The 19,938-nt window shown below is 63.8% G+C and carries 21 protein-coding genes; 9 read left to right on the forward strand and 12 right to left on the reverse strand.

Features of this window, described 5'->3' with window-relative positions; all coding sequences use genetic code 11:
* Positions 1-26 precede the first annotated feature (26 nt).
* The 5 genes from T281_RS09955 to gloB form a co-directional block, all read right to left on the reverse strand.
* Positions 27-827, reverse strand: coding sequence for an MBL fold metallo-hydrolase (locus tag T281_RS09955; RefSeq protein ID WP_037238013.1), 801 nt, complete (start codon positions 825-827; stop codon positions 27-29).
* Entirely contained in the window at positions 824-1,633 is an 810-nt protein-coding gene (locus tag T281_RS09960; RefSeq protein ID WP_037238015.1) for a TatD family hydrolase, read from the reverse strand. Before T281_RS09960 ends, T281_RS09955 begins: the two co-directional genes overlap by 4 nt.
* A 142-nt stretch (positions 1,634-1,775) precedes the next feature.
* Positions 1,776-3,347 carry a methionine--tRNA ligase gene (metG, locus tag T281_RS09965; RefSeq protein ID WP_052037345.1) on the reverse strand — a complete coding sequence of 524 codons (1,572 nt, stop codon included), beginning with the start codon at positions 3,345-3,347 and terminating at the stop codon, positions 1,776-1,778.
* 48 nt (positions 3,348-3,395) lie between these two features.
* Positions 3,396-4,457 (reverse strand): DNA polymerase III subunit delta', encoded by a 1,062-nt coding sequence (locus tag T281_RS09970; RefSeq protein ID WP_052037346.1) that lies wholly within the window; start codon positions 4,455-4,457, stop codon positions 3,396-3,398.
* Positions 4,458-4,513: 56 nt separating this feature from the next.
* Positions 4,514-5,317, reverse strand: coding sequence for a hydroxyacylglutathione hydrolase (gloB, locus tag T281_RS09975; RefSeq protein WP_037238017.1), 804 nt, complete (start codon positions 5,315-5,317; stop codon positions 4,514-4,516).
* Between the two features lie 88 nt (positions 5,318-5,405).
* Between gloB and T281_RS09980 the strand changes: the two genes are divergently transcribed.
* Both T281_RS09980 and T281_RS09985 read left to right on the forward strand, forming a co-directional pair.
* Positions 5,406-6,197: a class I SAM-dependent methyltransferase gene (locus T281_RS09980; protein ID WP_037238019.1), complete on the forward strand. Its 792-nt coding sequence runs from the start codon at positions 5,406-5,408 to the stop codon at positions 6,195-6,197.
* 185 nt (positions 6,198-6,382) lie between these two features.
* Complete coding sequence (locus tag T281_RS09985) at positions 6,383-7,783, forward strand: hypothetical protein (RefSeq protein WP_155955197.1); 1,401 nt, start codon at positions 6,383-6,385, stop codon at positions 7,781-7,783.
* A gap of 49 nt (positions 7,784-7,832) precedes the next feature.
* On the opposite strand, the gene T281_RS19795 is transcribed toward T281_RS09985, so the two are convergent.
* Positions 7,833-8,246: a cysteine rich repeat-containing protein gene (locus tag T281_RS19795; protein WP_338053303.1), complete on the reverse strand. Its 414-nt coding sequence runs from the start codon at positions 8,244-8,246 to the stop codon at positions 7,833-7,835.
* Here T281_RS19795 and T281_RS09995 point away from each other — a divergent pair.
* The 3 genes from T281_RS09995 (at position 8,214) to T281_RS10005 (ending at position 11,122) form a co-directional block, all read left to right on the forward strand.
* Positions 8,214-9,731: a S10 family peptidase gene (locus T281_RS09995; RefSeq protein ID WP_155955198.1), complete on the forward strand. Its 1,518-nt coding sequence runs from the start codon at positions 8,214-8,216 to the stop codon at positions 9,729-9,731. The genes T281_RS19795 and T281_RS09995 overlap by 33 nt on opposite strands.
* Positions 9,732-9,860: 129 nt before the next feature.
* Positions 9,861-10,181, forward strand: a complete 321-nt coding sequence (locus T281_RS10000; protein WP_037238023.1) for a hypothetical protein — start codon at positions 9,861-9,863, stop codon at positions 10,179-10,181.
* 98 nt (positions 10,182-10,279) lie between these two features.
* Positions 10,280-11,122, forward strand: a complete 843-nt coding sequence (locus T281_RS10005) for a class I SAM-dependent methyltransferase (RefSeq protein ID WP_037238025.1) — start codon at positions 10,280-10,282, stop codon at positions 11,120-11,122.
* Between the two features lie 49 nt (positions 11,123-11,171).
* Here T281_RS10005 and T281_RS10010 read toward each other — a convergent pair whose 3' ends face one another.
* The 6 genes from T281_RS10010 to T281_RS10035 all read right to left on the reverse strand — a co-directional run bounded on the left by T281_RS10010 (position 11,172) and on the right by T281_RS10035 (position 17,572).
* Complete coding sequence (locus tag T281_RS10010; protein WP_037238027.1) at positions 11,172-11,531, reverse strand: Rap1a/Tai family immunity protein; 360 nt, start codon at positions 11,529-11,531, stop codon at positions 11,172-11,174.
* A gap of 177 nt (positions 11,532-11,708) precedes the next feature.
* On the reverse strand, positions 11,709-13,184 hold the full coding sequence (locus T281_RS10015) for a serine/threonine protein kinase (protein WP_037238029.1): 1,476 nt from the start codon (positions 13,182-13,184) through the stop codon (positions 11,709-11,711).
* A 6-nt stretch (positions 13,185-13,190) separates the two neighbouring features.
* Positions 13,191-13,931, reverse strand: a complete 741-nt coding sequence (locus T281_RS10020) for a metallophosphoesterase family protein (protein ID WP_037238031.1) — start codon at positions 13,929-13,931, stop codon at positions 13,191-13,193.
* 188 nt (positions 13,932-14,119) lie between these two features.
* Positions 14,120-14,743 carry a DUF1254 domain-containing protein gene (locus tag T281_RS10025; RefSeq protein ID WP_155955199.1) on the reverse strand — a complete coding sequence of 208 codons (624 nt, stop codon included), beginning with the start codon at positions 14,741-14,743 and terminating at the stop codon, positions 14,120-14,122.
* Between the two features lie 16 nt (positions 14,744-14,759).
* Positions 14,760-15,338 (reverse strand): DUF1214 domain-containing protein, encoded by a 579-nt coding sequence (locus T281_RS10030; RefSeq protein ID WP_155955200.1) that lies wholly within the window; start codon positions 15,336-15,338, stop codon positions 14,760-14,762.
* Positions 15,339-15,397: 59 nt separating this feature from the next.
* Positions 15,398-17,572 (reverse strand): transglycosylase domain-containing protein, encoded by a 2,175-nt coding sequence (locus T281_RS10035; protein WP_037238035.1) that lies wholly within the window; start codon positions 17,570-17,572, stop codon positions 15,398-15,400.
* Between the two features lie 42 nt (positions 17,573-17,614).
* Here T281_RS10035 and T281_RS10040 point away from each other — a divergent pair, with 42 nt between their 5' ends.
* The 4 genes from T281_RS10040 to T281_RS10055 all read left to right on the forward strand — a co-directional run bounded on the left by T281_RS10040 (position 17,615) and on the right by T281_RS10055 (position 19,871).
* A complete protein-coding gene (locus T281_RS10040; protein ID WP_052037349.1) occupies positions 17,615-18,139 on the forward strand; it encodes a YcgN family cysteine cluster protein in 525 nt (174 codons plus the stop codon).
* Positions 18,140-18,326: 187 nt separating this feature from the next.
* On the forward strand, positions 18,327-18,791 hold the full coding sequence (locus tag T281_RS10045; protein WP_037238039.1) for a hypothetical protein: 465 nt from the start codon (positions 18,327-18,329) through the stop codon (positions 18,789-18,791).
* Positions 18,792-18,872: 81 nt separating this feature from the next.
* Entirely contained in the window at positions 18,873-19,139 is a 267-nt protein-coding gene (locus T281_RS10050) for a hypothetical protein (RefSeq protein ID WP_155955201.1), read from the forward strand.
* A 36-nt stretch (positions 19,140-19,175) separates the two neighbouring features.
* Entirely contained in the window at positions 19,176-19,871 is a 696-nt protein-coding gene (locus T281_RS10055) for a response regulator transcription factor (protein WP_037238043.1), read from the forward strand.
* Positions 19,872-19,938 lie beyond the last annotated feature (67 nt).

Genomic DNA, 19,938 nt, shown 5'->3' on the forward strand with positions numbered 1-19,938 from the left:
GCAATCGCATCGCAACTCCACCCGCTTCAGCGCTCCAGTTCCAGCACCATTCCGTCGACCGAAGGCTCGACATGCGCCGGGAGCCGCGACGCGAGGTCGTCGTAGTCGAGGTCGATGTGAAGATGCGTCAACAACGCGCGCTTGGGCTTCATCTCGGCGATGAACGCCAGCGCCTTTTCCAGCGTGAGATGGCTGGGGTGCGGGGTGTAGCGCAGCGTGTTGAGAATCCACACGTCTAGATCGCGAAGGATGGGCCGCGACTCGGCTGGCAAGTCGTTCAGATCGCAGGAATAAGCCAGACCGCCGACGCGGAAGCCAAGCGAGTCGATTTCACCGTGGATCTGCCGGAACGGTTGAAAGACGATCGGGCCGCCGGGGCCGTCGATCGTCACCGGAGCATGATTTTCGATCACGTGGCCTTCGACAATGGCGGGATAGCTCGACCCGGGCGGCGTTTCGAAGCAATAGTCGAAGCGCTGGCGTAAAAGGGCGATGGTGCGCTCGTCCCCCCAGAGGTCGATACGGCGCCGCTGGAGATAGGACAGCATGCGCAAATCGTCGATGCCGTGCGTATGGTCGGCGTGGTCGTGCGTATAGACGACGCCATCGAGTTGCTTCACGTCCGCGTCGAGAAGCTGCACGCGCATGTCCGGCGACGTGTCAATCAGCGCAACGGTGCGTCCGCTCTCGCCGATGCGTTCTACGAGGAGGGAACTGCGCCGCCGCCGGTTCTTGGGGTTCGCCGGATTGCAGGCGCCCCAGTCATTGCCGACGCGCGGCACGCCGGTGGACGAGCCGCATCCGAGGATCGTGAAGCGAAGTGTCATGTTGCACCGTCCCCGACCTGCGCTGCCGCGACCTTCGCCTTCGCAAACAGGCGGAAGAAGTTTTCCGTGGTCGCGCGCTCCAGTTCCGCCTCGCTCACGCCCTTCGTTTCGGCAAGCACTTTCGCTGTGAACCTGACGAAAGACGGCTCGTTCGTCTTGCCGCGATAGGGCGGCGGCGCGAGATAGGGCGAGTCCGTTTCGACCAGCAGGCGATCGAGCGGCACGGACGCCGCCAGTTCGCGCAACTCGTCGGACTTCGGGAAGGTGAGAATCCCCGAGAACGAGATGAAGAGGCCGAGTTCGAGCGCGGCTTCCGCCAGCGCGCGGCCGCTCGTGTAGCAATGTAGCAGCGCCTTGAACGGCCCCTTCACCATCTCTTCGGTGAGGATCGCGGCGGTATCCTCTTCCGCGTCGCGCGTGTGGATCACCAGCGGCAGGCCGGTTTGCCGCGCCGCCGCAATGTGCTTGCGAAAGACGGTTTGCTGATCCTCGCGCGCGCTCTTGTCGTAAAAGTAGTCGAGGCCCGATTCGCCGATGGCGACAACACGCGGATGGCGCGTATACGCAACGATGTCGGGCAGCGGTATGCCGCGTTCCTCGCTCGCGTAATGGGGGTGCGTGCCGATGGAGCACGTCACCTCGGGGTAGCGCTCGGCAATCGGCAGAACGGCGGACGGAAACTTCCGGATGCGCGTCGAGATCGTGACCATATGGCCGACGCCCGCCGCTTTGGCGCGCGCGATGACCTCGTCGCGTTGCGGCTCGAATTCCGGGAAATCGAGATGGCAATGACTATCGACAAGCATGTTTTCGACCAGTCCCCCGGATGTTGGGGCGCATATCGCGGAAACCGGAAGGCGAGCGCCCAATCCGGCCTGTCCGATTTTAACGCGCAGCGCAGCGGTGAAGTCCAGCCGCAATGAAGCGCCATCTCATCGCACCCGGAAATCAATTCTCATGACGCGCATGTGATCGCACGCACGCGCGCTCGCTCGGGAAGACGCCTTGCGGTGTGGCGATTTTCGTCCCGGCCTTCAGCGGATGCGCGAGCGCCTCGAAGCCGCGATCTTCAGCCGCGACGCCGAGTTGGTCGAGCAGCCTCGCCGACGACGATGGCATATAGGGCTGCGCGAGGATCGCCACACGCCGCACAACCTCCGCCGTCGTCCAAAGGACGGTGCCCATGCGCGCGGGGTTCGTCTTTTTCAGCGCCCACGGCTCCTGAACGGCAAAATACTTGTTGGTGTCGGCGACCACCTTCCAGATCGCGTCCAGTGCCTTGTGTGGCGCCTGCTGGTCGATGGCCTCGCGGTTCGCTTCGAGAAGCGCTGCGGAGGCGGCGAGGATCGGCTCATCGGCGGCGTCGGGTTCGCTCGGCTCGGGGATCGAGCCCGCGCAATTCTTCGCGATCATCGAGAGCGACCGCTGCGCCAGATTTCCGAGATCGTTCGCGAGGTCGGCGTTGATGCGGTTCACCATCTGCTCATGCGTGATGTTGCCGTCCTGACCGAACGGCACTTCGCGCAGGAAATAGTAGCGCACCTGATCGACGCCATAAGCCTCAACGAGATCCTTCGGCGCGACGACGTTGCCGACCGACTTCGACATCTTCTCCCCGCGATTGTACAGGAAGCCGTGGCCGAAGACGCGCTCGGGCAGGGGCAGTTTCGCGGACATGAGGAACGCCGGCCAATAGACCGCATGAAAGCGAGTGATGTCCTTGCCGATGATGTGCACCTGCGCGGGCCAGCGCTCTTTCCACGTCTTGGAGCGGATTTTCGGAAAGCCCGCAGCCGTGATGTAGTTCGTGAGCGCGTCTACCCAGACATAGATGATGTGGCCCGGCGCGTCCGGCACCGGGATGCCCCAGTCGAGCGTCGTGCGCGAAATCGACAGATCTTGCAGGCCGCCCTTGACGAAGCTCACCACCTCGTTGCGGCGCTCCGGCGGCATGATGAAGCCGGGGTTTTCCTCGTAGAACTTCAGAAGCTTCTTCTCGTATTTCGACAGCCGGAAGAAGTAGGTCTGCTCCTCTGTCCATTCGACCGGTGTGCCCTGCGGCCCAAGCCGGATGCCGTTTCCGCCGAGCACCGTCTCGCTCTCGGCATAGAACGCCTCGTCGCGCACCGAATACCAGCCCTTGTAGCCGGCGAGATAGATGTCGCCCGCCTTTTCCATGCGACGCCAGATTTCGGCGACCGATTCATGATGGCGCGGCTCGGTCGTGCGGATGAAATCGTCGTGGGAAATGTCGAGCAGGGCGAGCATGTCCTGAAATTTCGGCGTGTTGCGGTCGGCAAGCTCGGTCGGCGTGATGCCTTCCTTGGCCGCCGTCTGCTTCATCTTGAGGCCGTGCTCGTCAACGCCCGTGAGGAAGAACACCGGGTGACCGTCCAACCGCTTGAAGCGCGCCATCGCATCCGTCGCCACCGCCTCATAGGCGTGGCCGATGTGGGGCTCGCCGTTCGGATAGGAAATGGCCGTCGTGATCGTGTAATGCGGTTTTTGTTGTTCTGTCATGGCGCAATGGTTGGGATGGCGGGGAAATGGTGCGTTTGGGCGGAAAGCTCACGCCTTTCTGGCAATACGTTCCATATCGGAAAATGCCGCCAACAGAAAGGCTCCTTTATCGAGATTGAGCACATCGGTCTCTAGTCGGCGCTCGCGGAAGCCCTGCCAGGCGACGGCCCAAAGCGCAGCTTCCGTTGTATTGCAGCCTGGGCCTTGCGCCGCGCTTTTCGCACGCGCCTCGATCCGCTCCTCGATGAGATCGCAAAGCCTCGCGAAGGTATCGGCGTTCTTCGCGCCGCTCGCCGACTGTATGAGATCGTGCACGGCGGCTTGGTCCGGGCGGCGAAGACCGTCCATCACGCGCTCCAGCTTGTCCACCAGCTTGAGAAGGCCGCCGCCGATGAGGTTGAGTGCGCGCCCCGCCGAACCGCCCGAAAGCGTGTGAAGCCGCTGCATCTGGTCCGCTTCCGGCGCATCGAGCCCGGCGCGGGCGCAGGCCGCTTCCACCGCGCGGGCGAATGGCACGGTATCGAGCGGGCGCAGCGCGAGCTTGATGCAGCGCGAGCGGATCGTCGGCAGCACGGCGGCTGCGCCATGGCTGACGAGGAAGAACACCGTGCGCTGTGGCGGCTCCTCCACGGCTTTCAGCAGCGCGTTCGCCGAGGCGATGGTGAGGTCGTTCGCAGGGTCCACGATCATGGCGCGCCATCCGCCGGGGCTCGTGAGACCGAGGAACGCGCGCAACTTTCGCACCTCGTCGACGCCGATGGTCGAAGCGCCGCCAGCCTCCAGCGCGAACAGCGAGGAGTGCGCCCCCGCCGCGATCTGCCGCGCGGTCGGGTGGCTCGACGGCACGTCGAGGCTGGTTGCCGGGACGCGATCCGAACCTGCGGCCTCGCCGTCGCGGCTCAAGAGGAACCGCGCCGCGCGCCACGCGAAACTCGCCTTGCCTATGCCGCGCTCGCCCGTGACGAGCCAGGCGTGATGCAGCGCGCCCGCATTGAACGAGCGCAGGAACATCGCTTCCGCCTCGTCATGGCCGAACAGCGCGTCGGCAAGCCTCGGGTGCAGCGGATCGCCCGCGTCGCCTTCGCTTTCGCCCGCCTTGCGCTTTGCCATGGTGCCTCCCGAAACGTGTCAGAGGAAGCGCGCGGGACGCGCTCGGTGCTATGTCTTCAGAAGCGATCCTTGCGCCGCCGCAGTTCCTCGAACACGGCCTCGTCGGAAACGTCCGGGCCGATGTCGAGCGATTTGCGGATTTCGGGGCTGAACGGGCGCAGGAACGGGTTCGTCTCAAGCTCCTTGGCGAGCGTGACCGGCAGCGTCGGTTTGCCGTCCGCGCGAAGCCGGTCCACCTCCTCCTTGCGCTTTTGTAGCGCGATGTTCTCCGGCTCCACCGCAAGCGCGAACTTGATGTTCGACTGCGTGTATTCGTGGCCGACATAGAGGAGTGTGCGCTCCGGTAGACGCATCAGCTTTTCGAGCGAGTGCCACATGTCGGAATAGCGACCGTCGTTCACGCGACCGCATCCGACCGAAAAGAGTGTGTCGCCGACGAACGCCAGCCCGCTTTTCTGGCCCGCGATCTCGGCCTGGATGGCGTCGGGGATGAAATACGCGACATGCCCCGGCGTGTGGCCCGGCGTCTCGATCACCTCCACCTCGAACGGCCCGAAGGCAACGCGGTCGTCTTCATGCACCTCGACATCGACGACCGGGAGTTCGGCGGCTTCCCTTGCGGGGCCATAAATGGTGCAGTTTGAGTCCCGCTTCAGGGCTTGAAGTCCCTGAATGTGATCCCAATGATGATGCGTGACGAGAATGTGCGTCAGCGTCCAGCCCGCGCTTTCGAGTTCCCTGCGAACGGCCTCGCCGTCGGGGGCGTCGATGGAAGCAGTGACCCCCGTAACCGGATCGTGGATCAGAACGCCGAAATTATCGCTTAGACAGGGAAACAGTCGAACTTCGAGATGGGACATTGCTGCACCTGATCAAAATGGCTCACTCAGACTTAGGATAAACCACCCGCGCATTAAACCCGGTTAGACGAAATGCTGGTTCGTTTTTATGTATGACGATGTCTCGCATCTCAGAGATTTTTACGCGTCGCCACTCGGGCAGCACGCACGCCGCATTATCGCGCACCGGGTGCGTGCGCGGTGGGATAATGTAAGCGGGCTGGATGTCGTGGGGCTTGGCTACGCCGCACCGTATCTCCGCATATTTTCCGGTGAGGCGAGGACCACGGCCGCGCTGATGCCTTATCGGCAGGGCGCCGTTCAGTGGCCGAGCGAGGGGCCTTTCCGCGCGGCCCTCGTGTCCGACACCGAGCTTCCGATGCGAGACAAATCGGTGGATTGCGTGCTCGTCGTGCACGGCCTCGAACATGTCGACGCCCGACACAATTACTTGCGCGAAATCTGGCGTGTGTTGATGCCACACGGGCGCCTGATCCTCGTCGCGCCGAACCGTCGCGGAGCATGGGCGCGCTTCGAGTCCACGCCCTTCGGGCATGGGCGGCCGTACAGCCTCCGCCAGATGGAAGACCTGCTTCGCGATGCGCTGTTCGAGCCGGTGGGCGTGACGCCGTGCCTGTTCGCGCCGCCCTTCCGCGCCCGTTATCTGCCGTTCGCCGCGACTGCATGGGAACGCGCCGGCGCCGGGCTGTGGCCCGCATTCGCTGGGGTGCTCATCGTCGAAGCGGTGAAGTTGGCCTATGCCGAGATCCGCGTTTCGGTGAAGAAGCCCGCTTTTGCGTCCATGCCCGCGTTGAACGGCGGCCTGAGCCCGGCCCGTCGCCATCCTGACGAGGGCGGCAAGCCTCGCTCGCCTGCGTTCCGCGATCCGCTGGGCGATTGAGCGTCGATCATCCCCGCCGACACGCCGTTCAAGGGCGGCGGCGAGGCACGCTTCGACCGCTAATCATCCCGATAGAAGCGCGCCGACATCATCCGCGAAGATAAGGCACGAGAAACGCAGGCGTTGCTTGCGTGGGGCCGTCCAGGTTGCTAACCAAAACGCGGGGCAACAGAGGGGACGGACGCATGCAACCGGCAGAAGCAGGCGTTTCTCTGGCAGTTTGGCAGGGCTGGGGCGTGATCTCCGTGATGGCCGCGCTCATCGCGCTGCTCGCAACGGTGCTTGCGTGGCTCTTGCCGTTTCCCGACCGCTCGCTATCGACACAGCTTGCGAGCTATCCAGACCGCATGGCGCTGAAGGATCGGCTTGGCGCGGCGTCGCCGTTCGATGCCTGGCTCGTAACCGTGCGGCGACTGGGAGAATGGCTCGACGACTGGTTCGGCGCGCCATTCAGCGGCCAGTCCTTCGAGCGCTGCCTCGCCATCGCGTTCATTTTCCCGATCTCGCTTCTCACCCTCACGCTCATCACCAACGGCATCGCGATCGAGAAGATCTCGTGGCTTCAGGTGCTCGTCTTTGCAGCCGCTTTCGTGTTGATCGCATCGGTGATCCTCGTCGCTTTCCGCAACCTCGTGCGCCTGATCGAGCACGCCTGGACGACTTTCGGCGGCGACAGCGCACTCGCGGTAACCATCTCGCGCGTCGTGCTCGGCGGTTTTGCTTTCATGATCGCGTTTTCCATCGCTTTCGCGGTGGCGTCCGCCTTTTCCGGCCATCAGAACAACGCGACCTCTGTAATGGGTGCGATGGCGGGCGGGTTCGCGCTGGCCTTCGGGCTGACGATGGCGTTCGCGCTGGCGGGCGCGGTGCTGTTTTCGATCACGGTGGCGGTTCTCGCGGGCGCGGCGCTGGCCTTCGCGAGCGAGTTCACGTTTCTCCTGTTCCTGTTCTTCATCCTGCTTCCGATTACGAACGCGTCGGTAGACTGGCTCTCCTGGGCCGCGACGCGGACTCTCATCCGCAAGGAGGAGACCGCCGAACCGAACCTGAAGGGCCGCGTCACGGTGTTCGGCGTGATCGCCGGCACGTTCCTCTCGGGCGTGCTGCTCATGATCGTTCTGGCGCTGGTTCTGCCTAACACGCTCGAAGTGCTGAACCTCGCGCTTACCTCCGCCGATCTGCCGCGCTTCAACTGGGAAGCGCTGATGAACAAGGCGCTTTATGCGCCATGGTCTGAGGGCCTGTTCGTGACCGGCATGCTGATGACACCGCTCGTACCCGCCGCAGTGCATCTCATCGTCGGGTTGAGCGGCGTGCTGGCGCGCTTCACGCCCGGTGCGCGGACGGTGGCGCAGAGCATTTCGGATCACCCCGAGGTGAGCCTGACCCAACAGGAGCAGGGGCCGGTGAAGATCACGCTGATCCTCGCGCGGCTCTGGTATCTGGTGGCGGCGATGGTGACGGTCGCGATCATCACGGGGACGGGCGCGCTCCTCTCGCTCATCCACGCCCCTGTTGGCCAATTCCTGTCGAGCGCCGCCCTGTGCGCGACGTCATGGAGCCACGGCAAGTGTGGCTGGTTCTGATCGGCTCGACCAAGGGCGGTTTATCCGCCTTCCGCCGAAAGCTGAGGCCTTAACGCCCTTGCGCGCCCGCCTTGTTTGCGTCCCGCTCTTTCAGTCCGGCGGCGCAAGCAGCCTGCAATTCTTTCTCATGGCTTTTAAGGCAGGCGATGATGCGCCCGCCGCCCGGCGTTACACCCGAACAGAATTTTGAATAGTCCGCCTTGCAGACTTCCTTGAGATTGGCTTGCGCCATCGCGTGGCCGGAGCCGAGCATGGCAAGCGATAGCGCCGCCGAGAAAATCCAGAGCTTCTGCATGATTTCTCCGTTGAATTGAAATGCCTTGGCTAAGCGCCATCTTAGGAGCCGGTGTGACAGCAAGAGGGTTTTCGGGTGGCTGTAGGCAACAAAAGCGTAACAAGCAATCTCAAAGCTCTGGTCGGCGCTTTCGCCTTGATCGGGCTTTTCTGTCAAGCGGCGGCGCAAGACTTACCCGAAGGCCATCCCCCTCACGGCGAGGCAGCGGAAAAAACGGATAACAAGCGCGAAGCGCCGTCCGCCCCGTCGCAGGGCGGCGGCGGCGGTTTCGCGCAGCATCTGCGCGCCGATAGCGTCACGCAGCACACGATCACGCTCGACGGCAAGCCCTTCGCGTACAAGGCTACGGCGGGCACGCTGCCTCTCTTCGGTCCGAAGGGGGAGGTCGCGGCCAAGATGTTCTACGTCGCGTATCAGGCGGCGAACGCCCCCGCGCGGCCGACGACTTTCGTCTTCAACGGCGGCCCCGGCGCGGCGTCGGCCTTTCTGCATATCGCTGCGCTCGGCCCCCGCATCATCCCGTTCGCGGAGAATGGAGCCGCGCCCGTCCGGCCGGTTCGTTTCGTGGACAACCCCGCCACGTGGCTCGCTTTCACCGATCTCGTCTTCATCGATCCCATCGGCACGGGCTACAGTCGCGCTACCGGCGGCGGCGACGACAAGGAGGCGGCGTTCTGGGGCGACGATAAGGACGCGAATTCGGTCGCCGCGTTCATCAGGGTCTGGCTCGCGCGCAGCGGGCGAAGCCTCGCGCCGGTCTATCTCGCGGGCGAGAGCTATGGCGGCTTGCGCGCAACGATCCTTGCCGAAAAGCTCCTCGATGATGGCCTCGACGTTCGAGGCGCGGTGTTGATCTCGCCCGCGCTCGACTTTCCGCTTCTGCGCGCCAACCAGTTTAATGTTCTGCCGCTGACATTCGACCTTCCCTCGCTCGCGGTCGCGGCCGCGGAGTTGAAGGACGGGGCGAAGGCGCCAGTCGAAGACATCGCGCGCGAGGCCGAAACCTTCGCCGAGACCGACTATCTCGTGCATGTCACGCGCGGGCGAGCGCCGAACGACGCCATCGCGGCGAGGGTCGCGAAATTGACGGGGCTATCGCCGGAGATTGTCGCCCGCAATCAGGGGCGCGCACCTGACCACGTCTTCTTCGACGAGTATGAGCGCGCGACGAACCGCAGACTGAGCCGCTACGATGCCACCGTCAGCGCGCCGCTTCCCATGCCCGCGCGATCCGATAGGTTCGACGTGATCCTCGACGGCGCTTCGAGCGTGCTGGCTCCCGCTGCCGCGACCTACATCGCGCAGGATCTCGGGTTTCGCACCGACCTCGATTACCGTCTGCTGAACGAAACGGCCAATCGCCGCTGGGCGGGCGACAAGAAGCGGGCCCACGAAACGAGCGGCCCCGAACTCATCGAACGGGCGCGTACGCAAAACCCCGCGCTCAAGGTCTTCATCGCGCACGGCTACACAGATCTCGTCACGCCCTACGCGCTATCGAAATATCTGATCGGGCAGCTTCGGCCGATCGACGGCGCCGCCCCGGTGGAACTGCATGTCTATCGCGGCGGGCATATGATGTATTTCCGCGCCGCGTCGCGCGATGCGCTCACCCGCGACGTGCGGCGCATGTATGAGGCCCCACAAAGATAGCGCCGCGTTTGGGTGCTAAAAACATCACATAAGCGAACGAAAATTACACAAAGCGGCGGGCTTTGATACGATTCGATAGAATCCCGCCTCTGCTCCCTTTAAATTATCGAGTCAATAGGGAGGTGGGGCATGAAAAAAATACTGCTCATAAGCGCGCTTTTGACCGTGGCAGGCATCGCGGAAGCGAACGCTCAGGCATCCGGCAGCTTTTACGGCGGCGCGGTGAACCGTAACAGCGTTTCGGGCGCGTCCGGTGCGGGCCACGCTGCGGGGGCGGGGTTCGGGCTCCTCGCGTCGCGCGGCTGCTGGGCCGACGCGAATGTCGGCTGTAACGCGACCCCGATGGCCGGGTATCAGGAAGAGCCGGCTACACCGGCCGTTTCGACAGAAGACCCGCCGGCAGCGGCTCCCGCAGCAGAAGCGAAACCGGCGAAGAAGGCCGCGAAATAGAGACAGCAAGCGCGCGATCTTTTGATCGCGCGCGATGAACCGCAGCGCCCGTCCAAGCGTTGGCAGCACAATCAACCCGCTGCCGCCGCGAGGGCTTCATGATTTTTCCGAATGCCGATCAGACGAGCGCCGCCGTCGCGCTGCATTACAACGAACTCGACGGCTTTTACCGCGAAATCTGGGGCGATCACGTCCATCACGGATATTGGCGCACCGGGCGGGAGACGAGCGCGGAAGCTGCCGAGGCGCTGAGCGCTCTCGTCGCGGAACGGCTCGGCCTCGGGCGCGGAATGCGCGTCTGCGACATCGGCTGCGGCTATGGCGAGACGGCGCGACTGTTCGCCTCGCGCTACGGCGTGGCGCTCGACGGCGTGACAATTTCCGAAAGCCAGTTTCAGATGGCGGCGGCGCGAAACGCTGCCGGCGTCTCGATCTCGCTGTGCGACTGGCTTCAAAACGGGTTTGCGGATGCGAGCTTCGACCGCACCTACGCCATCGAAAGCTCCGAGCATATCGCGGACAAGGCGCGCTTTTTCGCGGAAGCGCATCGCGTGCTTCGCCCCGGCGGACGGCTGGCGGTGTGCGCGTGGCTGGCGAAAAGCGGCGCGCTCGGACGTGTCGACGGCATCCTCCTCGAACGCATCTGCCGCTACGGACGGCTCCCCGGCATGGGCACCGAGGGAGATTATCGCGCGCTGGCCGAGGGCGCGGGCTTCAGCGTTGCGCGCGTTGACGACATCAGCGGGCAGGTGAGCCGCACCTGGGCGATCTGCATCCGCCGCAGCCTCGCCAAGCTCGCGAGCGACCGCCGCTACCGCGCGTTCCTGCTTGATGGCGGCGCGCACAACAAGGCGTTCGCGGCGACGCTATTCCTCATCCTTTCCGCCTACCGGACCGGCGCGATGCGCTATTGCGTCTTCACTTTCGAGAAGCCGGCCTGAGCGTCCGCCCCGGCAGCGCCGCGCTTCAGGTGCGGCCGAGCCGGTCCTGTCACTTCCCGCCGCAGGGAAAGCCGGACCGCAGCGCCGCCATCGCGACCGTGGTGAACGGCTCCGTCTGGCGCGCCGGGTTAAGGCGCGCATAGCGGTCGAAGATCTGGATGAGATGCAGAAGCGAGACGCCTTCGGGCACGCAGACTTGCAGCAGCGGATCGCGGTCCGTCTCCAGCCGCGTGATAAGGAGTTGCTGAACGGTGAGAAACGCGCCCCAGCAATTGCCCGTCGCGAATGTGTCTTCGAGTTCGAGTTCGTCTGGATTGCTGCCCGGCTTCGCCAACCGCAGGATCGGCTTGCAGTCCGCGAGCATGTCGGCGGCAGTGTAACCGTCGTCCGCCTGAACCGCGCCAGCCATCGCGAGCCAAAATATTGCCAGTACGGCGGCAGTCCACCGTCTTACAGCCCGACTCATTGATGTCCCCCGTCGCCAGAGCGCCAGTCATGGCCCCTTCGCCCATGTTGGCGCGCTTGTCAATCCGCAGTGCGTGCCTGTCACCCATGCAATGGCGGAGGCGCTCAAGCGCGACCGCGCTTAAGGTGCAGCCACGGTTTCGCTGACCTCCCCGCTGGATGGAGCATCAGCCGACTCCGGCTCCGCCTGGGCGTCTTCGCGGCGCACGCGAATGACCGTCACGGTGCAGCCCGCTTCGGACGCCACCTTTGCGGACACGCTGCCGAGCAGCGAGCGCCGGAACGAATTGCGCCGGGCGCCGAGAAGGATCTGGTCCACCTTGTTCTGTTCGGCGTAATGGAGAATTGCGGACGCCGGGTCCGTCGCCTCCAGCACGTGAAAGGTGATCTGCCCTTCCTTCAGCTTCAGCGGCTGCGCCCAATCCTGTAGCTGCACGAGGCGGTTCACATGCTTGTTGTGGCCTGCCTCGTCGAGCGTGGTGTCGCGCGTGGCGATGTAGCTCGTCTTCAGCACGTTGAGGCAGGCAAGTCGCGCGGACGGAAGCTGCGCAAGTGCGCGCCCGGCGGCCTCGCGCACGGCCTCGTTCGTCTCCTTCGAGGCTTCCGAAAGATCGACCGCCACCGCGACAATGGGCGCCGCGGCCAGCCGCTTGTAAACCGTTTGCGGCGCAATGGGCGCTTTCCGCTCGGGCGGATTGAAGCGCCGTTTGACGCGCGTCAAGAACGAATCCGTGGCGGTCCGCTCCGAGCGCGCGGTAAGCCGGATCTGGTCGTAATGCGAAAGCTCGAAAGCGAGTTGCGCGGCGGTCGGATAGCGCCAGGCCGGCTCGACTTCGAGGCAGCGCAGCACGATCTCCTGAAGCCACAGCGGATAATCCTTGCGCAAGGCGCGCGGCGGCTTGGGATCGCGCCAGAGTCGCTTCTTCATGGTGCTGAGCCGCTCGCTCTCGCCAAAGGGGCGCACACCCGTCGAGAAGAAATAGAGCAGCACGCCGAGTGCGAACTGGTCGCTGCGCGGATCGGTTCGCACGCCCAGAAGCTGCTCCGGCGCCATGTAGGGCGCGGTGCCGTAGGGCAGGCGGAATTCTTCCTGCATCAGGTCCGGCAGTTGCTGGTGATGCGACAGGCCGAAATCGAGCAGCACCGCCTCGCCCGTCTCGCGGAAGAGGATGTTGCTCGGCTTGATGTCGAGGTGGATGACGTGCTGGCGGTGCAAATCGTCGAGCGCGGTGGCGATCTTCCAGCCTAGGTCCGCGACTTCATCATACGGCAGCGGCAGCTCGGAGAGGCGCGGCAGCAGCGACCGGCCCGGAAGCCGCTCCATGACGATGAACGGATGCAGCGCGAAGTCCCCCGCCGCGATGAAGCGCGGCACATGCGGACCGAACAGGCGCGGCATGATCATCTGCTCCATCTCGAAGCTCACGATCGCCGCCGGATCTTGCCCTTCGCCGAGCACGGGCACCTTCATGAGCATCGGCACGTCGATGCCGGGCTTCGTCACGCTCCACAGCCGCGCCATGCCGCCCTTGTGGATCAGTTCCTCAAGTACGAAGCCGTCGAGCACGTCGCCGCGTTGAAGGGTGGGTTTCGCCATGGCGCATTACCGTCCGATGAAGAGGCGTTCGGCGAAGAAATCGGGCAGGCGCGCGGCGCGAATCGTGGCGGCGGCGGCCTCGATGTCGTAGGGCACGCGGATGTAGATGATTTCCTTCTTTTCGGTGTCGAACAGGCCGTAGCAGGCGCGCGGATTGCCGTCGCGCGGCTGGCCGACGCTGCCCAGCACGGCGAGCCACCGGCGAAGTCCGTGCAGCGGCACGGCGACTTCCGTCACTGGGCTGAACGCGGTCATCTTCGCCGCAGGCGTGGTTGAGAAGATCGCGGGCTTGTGGGTATGTCCGCAGAATGTCATGGGCGCCTGCGTGGAGCGGAGGCTGCGCGCGGCTTCTTCCACGGTGAGAACGTAAATCCACTTAGCGGGCTGGCTCGCGTCGGCGTGGACATAAAGGCGGCCCTCGTCGGAATGCTCCATCGGCAGTTCGGCGAGCCAGCGGCGTTCCACCTGCCCGAGCTTCCCGCGCGTCCAGTCGATGGCGGCCTGCGCTTCCTCATTCATGCGGATGGTGGGATCGTTAACGGCCGCGTCGTGGTTGCCCATGACTGCGATTGCGCCGCCCGCGACAAGCTCCATCGCCTTGTCGACGCACCAGACCGGATCGGCGCCGTAGCCCACGAAATCGCCAAGTAGCACGTGGCGTTCAGCGCCGCGCGCTTTCGCATCGTCGAGGCACGCCGTGAACGCCTGCCGGTTCGCGTGGATGTCGGCCAGAAGCGCGATAAGCATGGGCTCTCCCAAAGGGTTCGTTTTTAGATACCCTACAAAACTTTGCGGGGGCCTGTCTGTTCGATTTTCGTTTGGGGAAAGCGAGTTGGCGGTCTTTTCGTAGGGCTTCAGCCGAAACCATCTACACATTTTCTTGTTCGAGCGAGAACGCGACGAAAATCTGCTTGGCAGCATCCGGCGTGCGTTTGTCAGCGGTTGCCGCGTCGTTTCGGGCGAGGCTGCGGCGCGGGCGGTTCCTCGTCCGGCACCGCAACCGACGCGACCAGAGGTTCCACGGGCTGCAACTCGCAGCGAGCCTTCTGCAACTCGCGGATGGTCTGGGCGCGGAAGCTCTCCCCGCGAATCGGTGCGCGGATCGCCACGATGCCCGTTTCGCCCGGCGCGACGACGATGTTCTGATCGTCGCCCTCCACGGTCTTTTCCGTGCTGGCTTCATCCGAAAGGCGATCCCGGCGTATCAGCAGCAGACGCACCTCCGACCTCTTCGAATCGGCACCCGCGACGAGATAGAAGTTTTCGCCCGAGCGGGTCGAGACGGCCAGCGTCCAGGCCGGTTCGGACAGCGGCGCGCGGACGATCACGTTGCGGTCGGTGAGATCGTAGAGGCAGTAGGCCGTCACGACGTCCGGGGGCGAAAACGGCAGCGTCGGGGCAGATTTGGCATCCGGAACGACGATGGCGTTACGCGGCATCGCGGCTGCAAGCCTCGACCATGCGTCCCCCTCGGCGAGCGACGAGATGCCGAACACCGCGAGGATATGAATAATGCCACCGGCGACGATACCGCCGAGCACCCAGGGCCATTTTCCCATCACGAGCACCCCGCCATCAGGAGCACTCCAGGAGCGTGATCGTGGGCAGCACGCGACCGGCCGCGTTAAGCAGCACGTCGGGAGCGAGCGGACGCAGGACGGTCAGGCGCAGCGCCACCCGCTCGCCCCGCTCCAATGGAAGCCAGTTGCCGGGCTGCACCTCGGGCGAGAGACGCACGACGAAGGCACCGTCAGGGGCGGCGAGAATGTTGGCGCTCGAAAAGCTGGAACGGCCGGTCTTGTTCGGCATCGTCTCGCCGTTCTTGCGGAAAGCGGCGATGTTCCACCAGAGCGCGGGGATGGCATAGCCCTTCACTTCATATGTGCAGTCGCCGGTAAGACGCGATCCGGCGCTGTCGCGCGTGGCCGTAAAGGTCATCGCGCTCGCAGCTGTGACCGGGAGCGAGCCTTCCCGCGCAATGTGCGCGATGGTGTACGGATCGGCTTCGGCTGTGCCCTCTCGAAGCCAGAACGTCCACGGGCCGTGGCGGGCGGTGGTCGCGAAGAAGCCGCCGCTGACGGCGCGCCATGTCGTGCCCAACCCCAGGATCAGGGCAATACTCGCAAACAGCAAGAACCGGGTGAGGAAGGGCATTGTGGTGAACCTGACGGAGCGGCTTTACCGGACGGTGCGTAAGGCGGCGACTGCTAGTGTTATTGCGTCCTCACGGGGAGGTTGTCCAGAGTGGCGTCCTTCTGCGTATCGGCGGCTTGAAGTTTCGGCGCTTCCTTCAGGAGCTTCGACAGCGAGATGAGCATCTTCTGCGTCTTGACGGGCATACGGCGCGCCGCGTCCTGACCGCCGAGACCGAAGCCCGGTTCGTCGCGCCGGATTTCCGAAAGCCGCTGCCGTTCCTCGACCTGTCGCGGATGCAGGGGAAGGCCCGGAATCTGCGGAATGTCCATGCTGGTGTGTGCCGCCGCCATATATCGATGCCAGGTTGGCGCGGAAAGATGGCCGCCGGTTGTGCCCGCCGCCATTTCGCTGAAGTCGTCATTGCCGAACCAGACGCTCGTCACGTATTGACCGGTGAAGCCCACGAACCACACATCGCGCGGGCCGGAACTCGTGCCCGTCTTGCCAACGGCCGTGGTGAAATCGAGCCGCGCGGCCGCGCCCGAGCCCTCGGTGACGACCTTTTCCAGCATCGTGTTCAGCGTCTCGATGTCCTCGCGCTTGAAGATTTGCGCCGGCGCAGGCTCGTCCCGCTCGCGCGAATAGACGACTTCGTCCTTCGTGTTGCGCAGTTCGACGATGGCGTAAGGCCGGATCGCCTTGCCGCCGCTTGCGAAAACGGCGAAGCCCGCGGTGTGATCGAGCGGCGCGATGCCCGTGTCGCCGAGCGCCATGGAGCACGTCTTTCGCACCGACGTCAGGCCGATCTTGTGGACGTTTTCGAGCAGCTTGTCGCGGCCGACATCGAGCGAAAGCCTCACCGCGATGGTGTTGACCGACCTCGCCATCGCTTCGTAAAGCGTCATGGCGCGACCGCTCACGCCGCCGCCATAATTCGACGGCGACCAGTTTCCGCATGTCGGCGCGACGTCCGGATAAACCTTGTTGGGCCGGATACCGGATTCGATGGCGGTCAGATAAACGTAGGGCTTGAACGACGAACCCGGCTGCCGCTGTCCCTTGGTGGCGCGGTTGAACTGGCTGTCGCCATAGTCCCGGCCGCCGACGATCACGCGCACCGCGCCATCGGTATCCATCGAGACGAGCGAGGCCTGCGTCGCGCGCGCATATTTCGCCTCGCGCTCGAAAGCGTTGTCGATCACCTGTTCGGCGAGCTTTTGAAGCGGCACGTCAACCGTGGTGCGCGCCGTCAGCACATATTCGCCTTTGCCCTTCATGAGACGCTGAACTTCCTCGAAAGCCCAATCGAGGAAATAGTTCGGGACATAGACTTCCTGCCGGTCGATGATCTTCGCCGCGTTGAGGCGCGCCGCGTGAACCTGCCCTTCGGTCATGAAGCCCGCGTCGACGAGGTTCGTCAGCACCTGATTGGTGCGGGCGCGCGATTCGGCCGGGTTCGAATGCGGCGCATATTTCGTCGGCGCCTTGAACAGGCCCGCCAGCACGGAGGCTTCCGCGAGGTTGATGTCGCGAACCGATTTGCCGAAGTAGAACTGCGAGGCCGCTTCCACGCCGAAGGTGCCGCCGCCAAGATAGGCGCGGTCTAGATAGAGCTTCAGGATTTCCTTCTTGGTCAGATGCGCTTCGAGCCACAGCGCGAGATACACCTCGCGAATCTTGCGCTGGAGGGAGCGCTCCGACGACAGGAACAGGTTCTTGGCAAGCTGCTGCGTCAGCGAGCTGCCACCCTGTACGACGGTATCGGAACGGGCGTTCTGAACGATAGCGCGCCCCGTGCCGATGATGTCGATGCCGAAATGATCGAAGAAGCGCCGGTCTTCCGTCGCCATCGTCGCCTTGACGAGGACGTCGGGGATTTCCTCAAGCGGAACGGCGTCTGAAAACTGGATGCCACGTTTGCCGATCTCGTTGCCGTATCGGTCGAGGAACGTAACGGAGAATTCGCTGCCGGTGCGCCAGTTCGGGTTCTTCGTGAGTTCGATGGCCGGAAGCTCGAACATGAGCACCACGGCGAGGCCCGCCGTGCCGAGTGTCATGGCCTCCGAAACGAATTCGGTAGCCATGCGGCGCGAGCCCGTCACACGGAAGCGCTGGAAGAAATTGTTGTAGTTTGCCCACGAGTCTTTAAATCTCGCATACAGGCCGTAGAGCGAGGAATCGATCCAGGAATCGAGCGCGAGCCAGTTGATTGTGCGGCTGCGCCTGTTCGGTTTGGTAATCCAGTCCCGCACGTGTCTTCACAGCTTCCTGTTGTCTTCCATCCGGCCGGTACTATGCCAAGAAACGAGTCTGCAAAACAGTTAAAATGGCAAGGCTCAATTGCCGATCCGGGCACTAAATCCGACGCGGCTGGGGACGAAGCGCCCTTCTGGAGGACGAAGGCGCTCGAAGAGATGTCCACCGAGGAGTGGGAGTCTCTTTGCGACGGCTGCGGCCAGTGCTGCCTGATCAAGCTCGAAGACGAGGACACGGGCCAGATTGCCGTCACGCGTCTCGCCTGCAAGCTCCTCGACCTCGGCACATGCCAGTGCTCGAACTACCCCGCGCGGCAGGATCATGTTCACGATTGTGTCAAGCTGACGCCCGAAGACGTGCGCCGGATCTCGTGGCTGCCCGAAACTTGCGCCTATCGCCTCGTCGAGGAAGGCAAAAACCTCGGCTGGTGGCACCCCCTCGTATCGGGCACGCAGGACACCGTGTTCGAAGCGGGTATCGCCATAAGGGGTTCAGCCATCAGCGAAAAAAAAGTGCGGGTGGAGCGGTATCCGGCCCATATCGTCGGCTGGCTGAAGCCCTGATTTGCCGGTCTGTATGGCCGGGCGCCGTATTCTTTCAAATAGCCCTAAAATGGCTTCAAAACGATAGCACGGTCGCGCTCGCTGCGAAGAGGGCCGCTTCGTAAGCACTAATTGTCGGGCTCGCAACTCGACGGTTGTAGGCATTGCACTCCCTTCCGAACTGAAGTTTTTATTAAAATCGGAAAAAATGGCGAACAGTAGCGAAGTGGTCGCGCGGTTCGTGCGAGATTACGGCATGACATTTGCGCAGGGCGGCGACATTTTTCTGGAGGCGGATCTCGGCGGAGCCGGTGTTTTCGAGCCCGTAGGCCGCCTGCTTCAGCCGACGCTTGCCTTGACCTCGGCCGTGAGGGATCTGCATCGCGAGCGGAAGCAGGACGAGCGGCAAGGTGTGCTACTTCACGCCGTCGCGGCGCGAATCTCGGGCGAATGTGCGATTGCCCATGAGGCCACATTGATGGCCTTGAAAGACGTTTGCGCCGCATCCCTGGTGCTAGAGTGGCGGATCGCGGTTCCCGAACTCGGCGCGCTGCGCGCTCTTTTCGCGCTCGCGGCGCTGGAGGAGACGCCTAACCCCGGAAGCTTGCGCGTGACTTTACACCTCGCCGGCCATCCGGTGCTTGAGCCTTTATGTTGCGAGAATAAATGCTAAACTTCAGCCAGATCCGCGCTTCGGATCATTTGTTCATCGTGTGTTCAGCATCAGGAGTCCATCTCTCGCTTGGAACCGCACATGAATTACATGCTCGCTGCACTCATGCTCTCGATCGCGGCCGGCGGAAGTCCCTCCGTTTCGGCGAGCGAAGCTGCGTGCTCGGCAAGCTGGACCCGAGGGACGTACAAGACTTACCAGCAGATCCAGGACGAACTGAGGGATCGCCTCAGGAACGCGAAAATTCTGAAACTCTCGCTTTGCGCCAACGCGTCGGAGCCCTATTTTCAGGCGACGATCCTCAACGAGTCCGGCAAGGTCGTGATCGTGAAACTTGCCGCGCGCTGATCGAGTGGGAATCGGACCACAGGGCGGGGTGAGAGCATGCGCATTCTCGTGGTCGAGGACGATTTGGATTTGAGCCGCCAGCTTGTCGCGGCGATGACCGACGCGGGCTATGCGGCCGACGCCGCCTTCGATGGCGAGGAAGGCGCGTGGCTCGGCGAGACTGAGCCATACGACGCCATTATCCTCGATCTCGGCCTTCCCAAGATCGACGGGCTGTCCATTCTCGAACGCTGGCGCAAGGCGGACATCAAGACGCCCGTGCTCATCCTCACCGCGCGCGACCGCTGGAGCGAGAAGGTTGCGGGCATCAACGCGGGCGCGGATGATTATGTCGCCAAGCCCTTCCAGATGGAGGAGGTGATCGCCCGCATCCGCGCGTTGCTGCGCCGGAGCGCTGGCGTGGCCAAGGCCGAACTGGAATGCGGCGATCTGCGGCTCGATACCCGCACGGCGCGCGTAACCTGGAAGGGAACGGCGGTGAAGCTGACCGGCCTCGAATTCCGGCTCCTCTCCTATCTGATGCACCACCAGTCCCGCGTCGTCTCGCGAACCGAACTCGTGGACCACCTTTACCAGCAGGATTTCGAGCGCGATTCGAACACCATCGAGGTCTTCATCGGCAGGCTGCGTCGCAAGATTCCCGCCGACATCATCCACACGGTGCGCGGGCTCGGCTATTGCCTCTCAGCCGCCGCCGCCGATCCCGAAGGGAGCGCGAAGAAGGGCTCATGAAGGGCAATTCGCTCGCACTGCGCCTTCTGATCTCGTCGGCCGCCTGGATCGTAACCATCCTGTCGAT

It is taken from the genome of Rhodomicrobium udaipurense JA643 (genome assembly GCF_000636015.1).
GTDB classification, from domain to species: domain Bacteria; phylum Pseudomonadota; class Alphaproteobacteria; order Rhizobiales; family Rhodomicrobiaceae; genus Rhodomicrobium; species Rhodomicrobium udaipurense.

What these genes read in the sequence shown, in the direction of transcription:
- T281_RS09955 (WP_037238013.1), bottom strand. Translation starts at nt 827, where the DNA reads ATGACACTTCGCTTCACGATCCTCGGATGCGGCTCGTCCACCGGCGTG.
- T281_RS09960 (WP_037238015.1), bottom strand. Translation starts at nt 1,633, where the DNA reads ATGCTTGTCGATAGTCATTGCCATCTCGATTTCCCGGAATTCGAGCCG.
- metG (WP_052037345.1), bottom strand. Translation starts at nt 3,347, where the DNA reads ATGACAGAACAACAAAAACCGCATTACACGATCACGACGGCCATTTCC.
- T281_RS09970 (WP_052037346.1), bottom strand. Translation starts at nt 4,457, where the DNA reads ATGGCAAAGCGCAAGGCGGGCGAAAGCGAAGGCGACGCGGGCGATCCG.
- gloB (WP_037238017.1), bottom strand. Translation starts at nt 5,317, where the DNA reads ATGTCCCATCTCGAAGTTCGACTGTTTCCCTGTCTAAGCGATAATTTC.
- T281_RS09980 (WP_037238019.1), top strand. Translation starts at nt 5,406, where the DNA reads ATGTATGACGATGTCTCGCATCTCAGAGATTTTTACGCGTCGCCACTC.
- T281_RS09985 (WP_155955197.1), top strand. Translation starts at nt 6,383, where the DNA reads ATGCAACCGGCAGAAGCAGGCGTTTCTCTGGCAGTTTGGCAGGGCTGG.
- T281_RS10000 (WP_037238023.1), top strand. Translation starts at nt 9,861, where the DNA reads ATGAAAAAAATACTGCTCATAAGCGCGCTTTTGACCGTGGCAGGCATC.
- T281_RS10005 (WP_037238025.1), top strand. Translation starts at nt 10,280, where the DNA reads ATGATTTTTCCGAATGCCGATCAGACGAGCGCCGCCGTCGCGCTGCAT.
- T281_RS10010 (WP_037238027.1), bottom strand. Translation starts at nt 11,531, where the DNA reads ATGGCTGGCGCGGTTCAGGCGGACGACGGTTACACTGCCGCCGACATG.
- T281_RS10015 (WP_037238029.1), bottom strand. Translation starts at nt 13,184, where the DNA reads ATGGCGAAACCCACCCTTCAACGCGGCGACGTGCTCGACGGCTTCGTA.
- T281_RS10020 (WP_037238031.1), bottom strand. Translation starts at nt 13,931, where the DNA reads ATGCTTATCGCGCTTCTGGCCGACATCCACGCGAACCGGCAGGCGTTC.
- T281_RS10025 (WP_155955199.1), bottom strand. Translation starts at nt 14,743, where the DNA reads ATGGGAAAATGGCCCTGGGTGCTCGGCGGTATCGTCGCCGGTGGCATT.
- T281_RS10030 (WP_155955200.1), bottom strand. Translation starts at nt 15,338, where the DNA reads ATGCCCTTCCTCACCCGGTTCTTGCTGTTTGCGAGTATTGCCCTGATC.
- T281_RS10040 (WP_052037349.1), top strand. Translation starts at nt 17,615, where the DNA reads ATGCCAAGAAACGAGTCTGCAAAACAGTTAAAATGGCAAGGCTCAATT.
- T281_RS10045 (WP_037238039.1), top strand. Translation starts at nt 18,327, where the DNA reads ATGGCGAACAGTAGCGAAGTGGTCGCGCGGTTCGTGCGAGATTACGGC.
- T281_RS10050 (WP_155955201.1), top strand. Translation starts at nt 18,873, where the DNA reads ATGAATTACATGCTCGCTGCACTCATGCTCTCGATCGCGGCCGGCGGA.
- T281_RS10055 (WP_037238043.1), top strand. Translation starts at nt 19,176, where the DNA reads ATGCGCATTCTCGTGGTCGAGGACGATTTGGATTTGAGCCGCCAGCTT.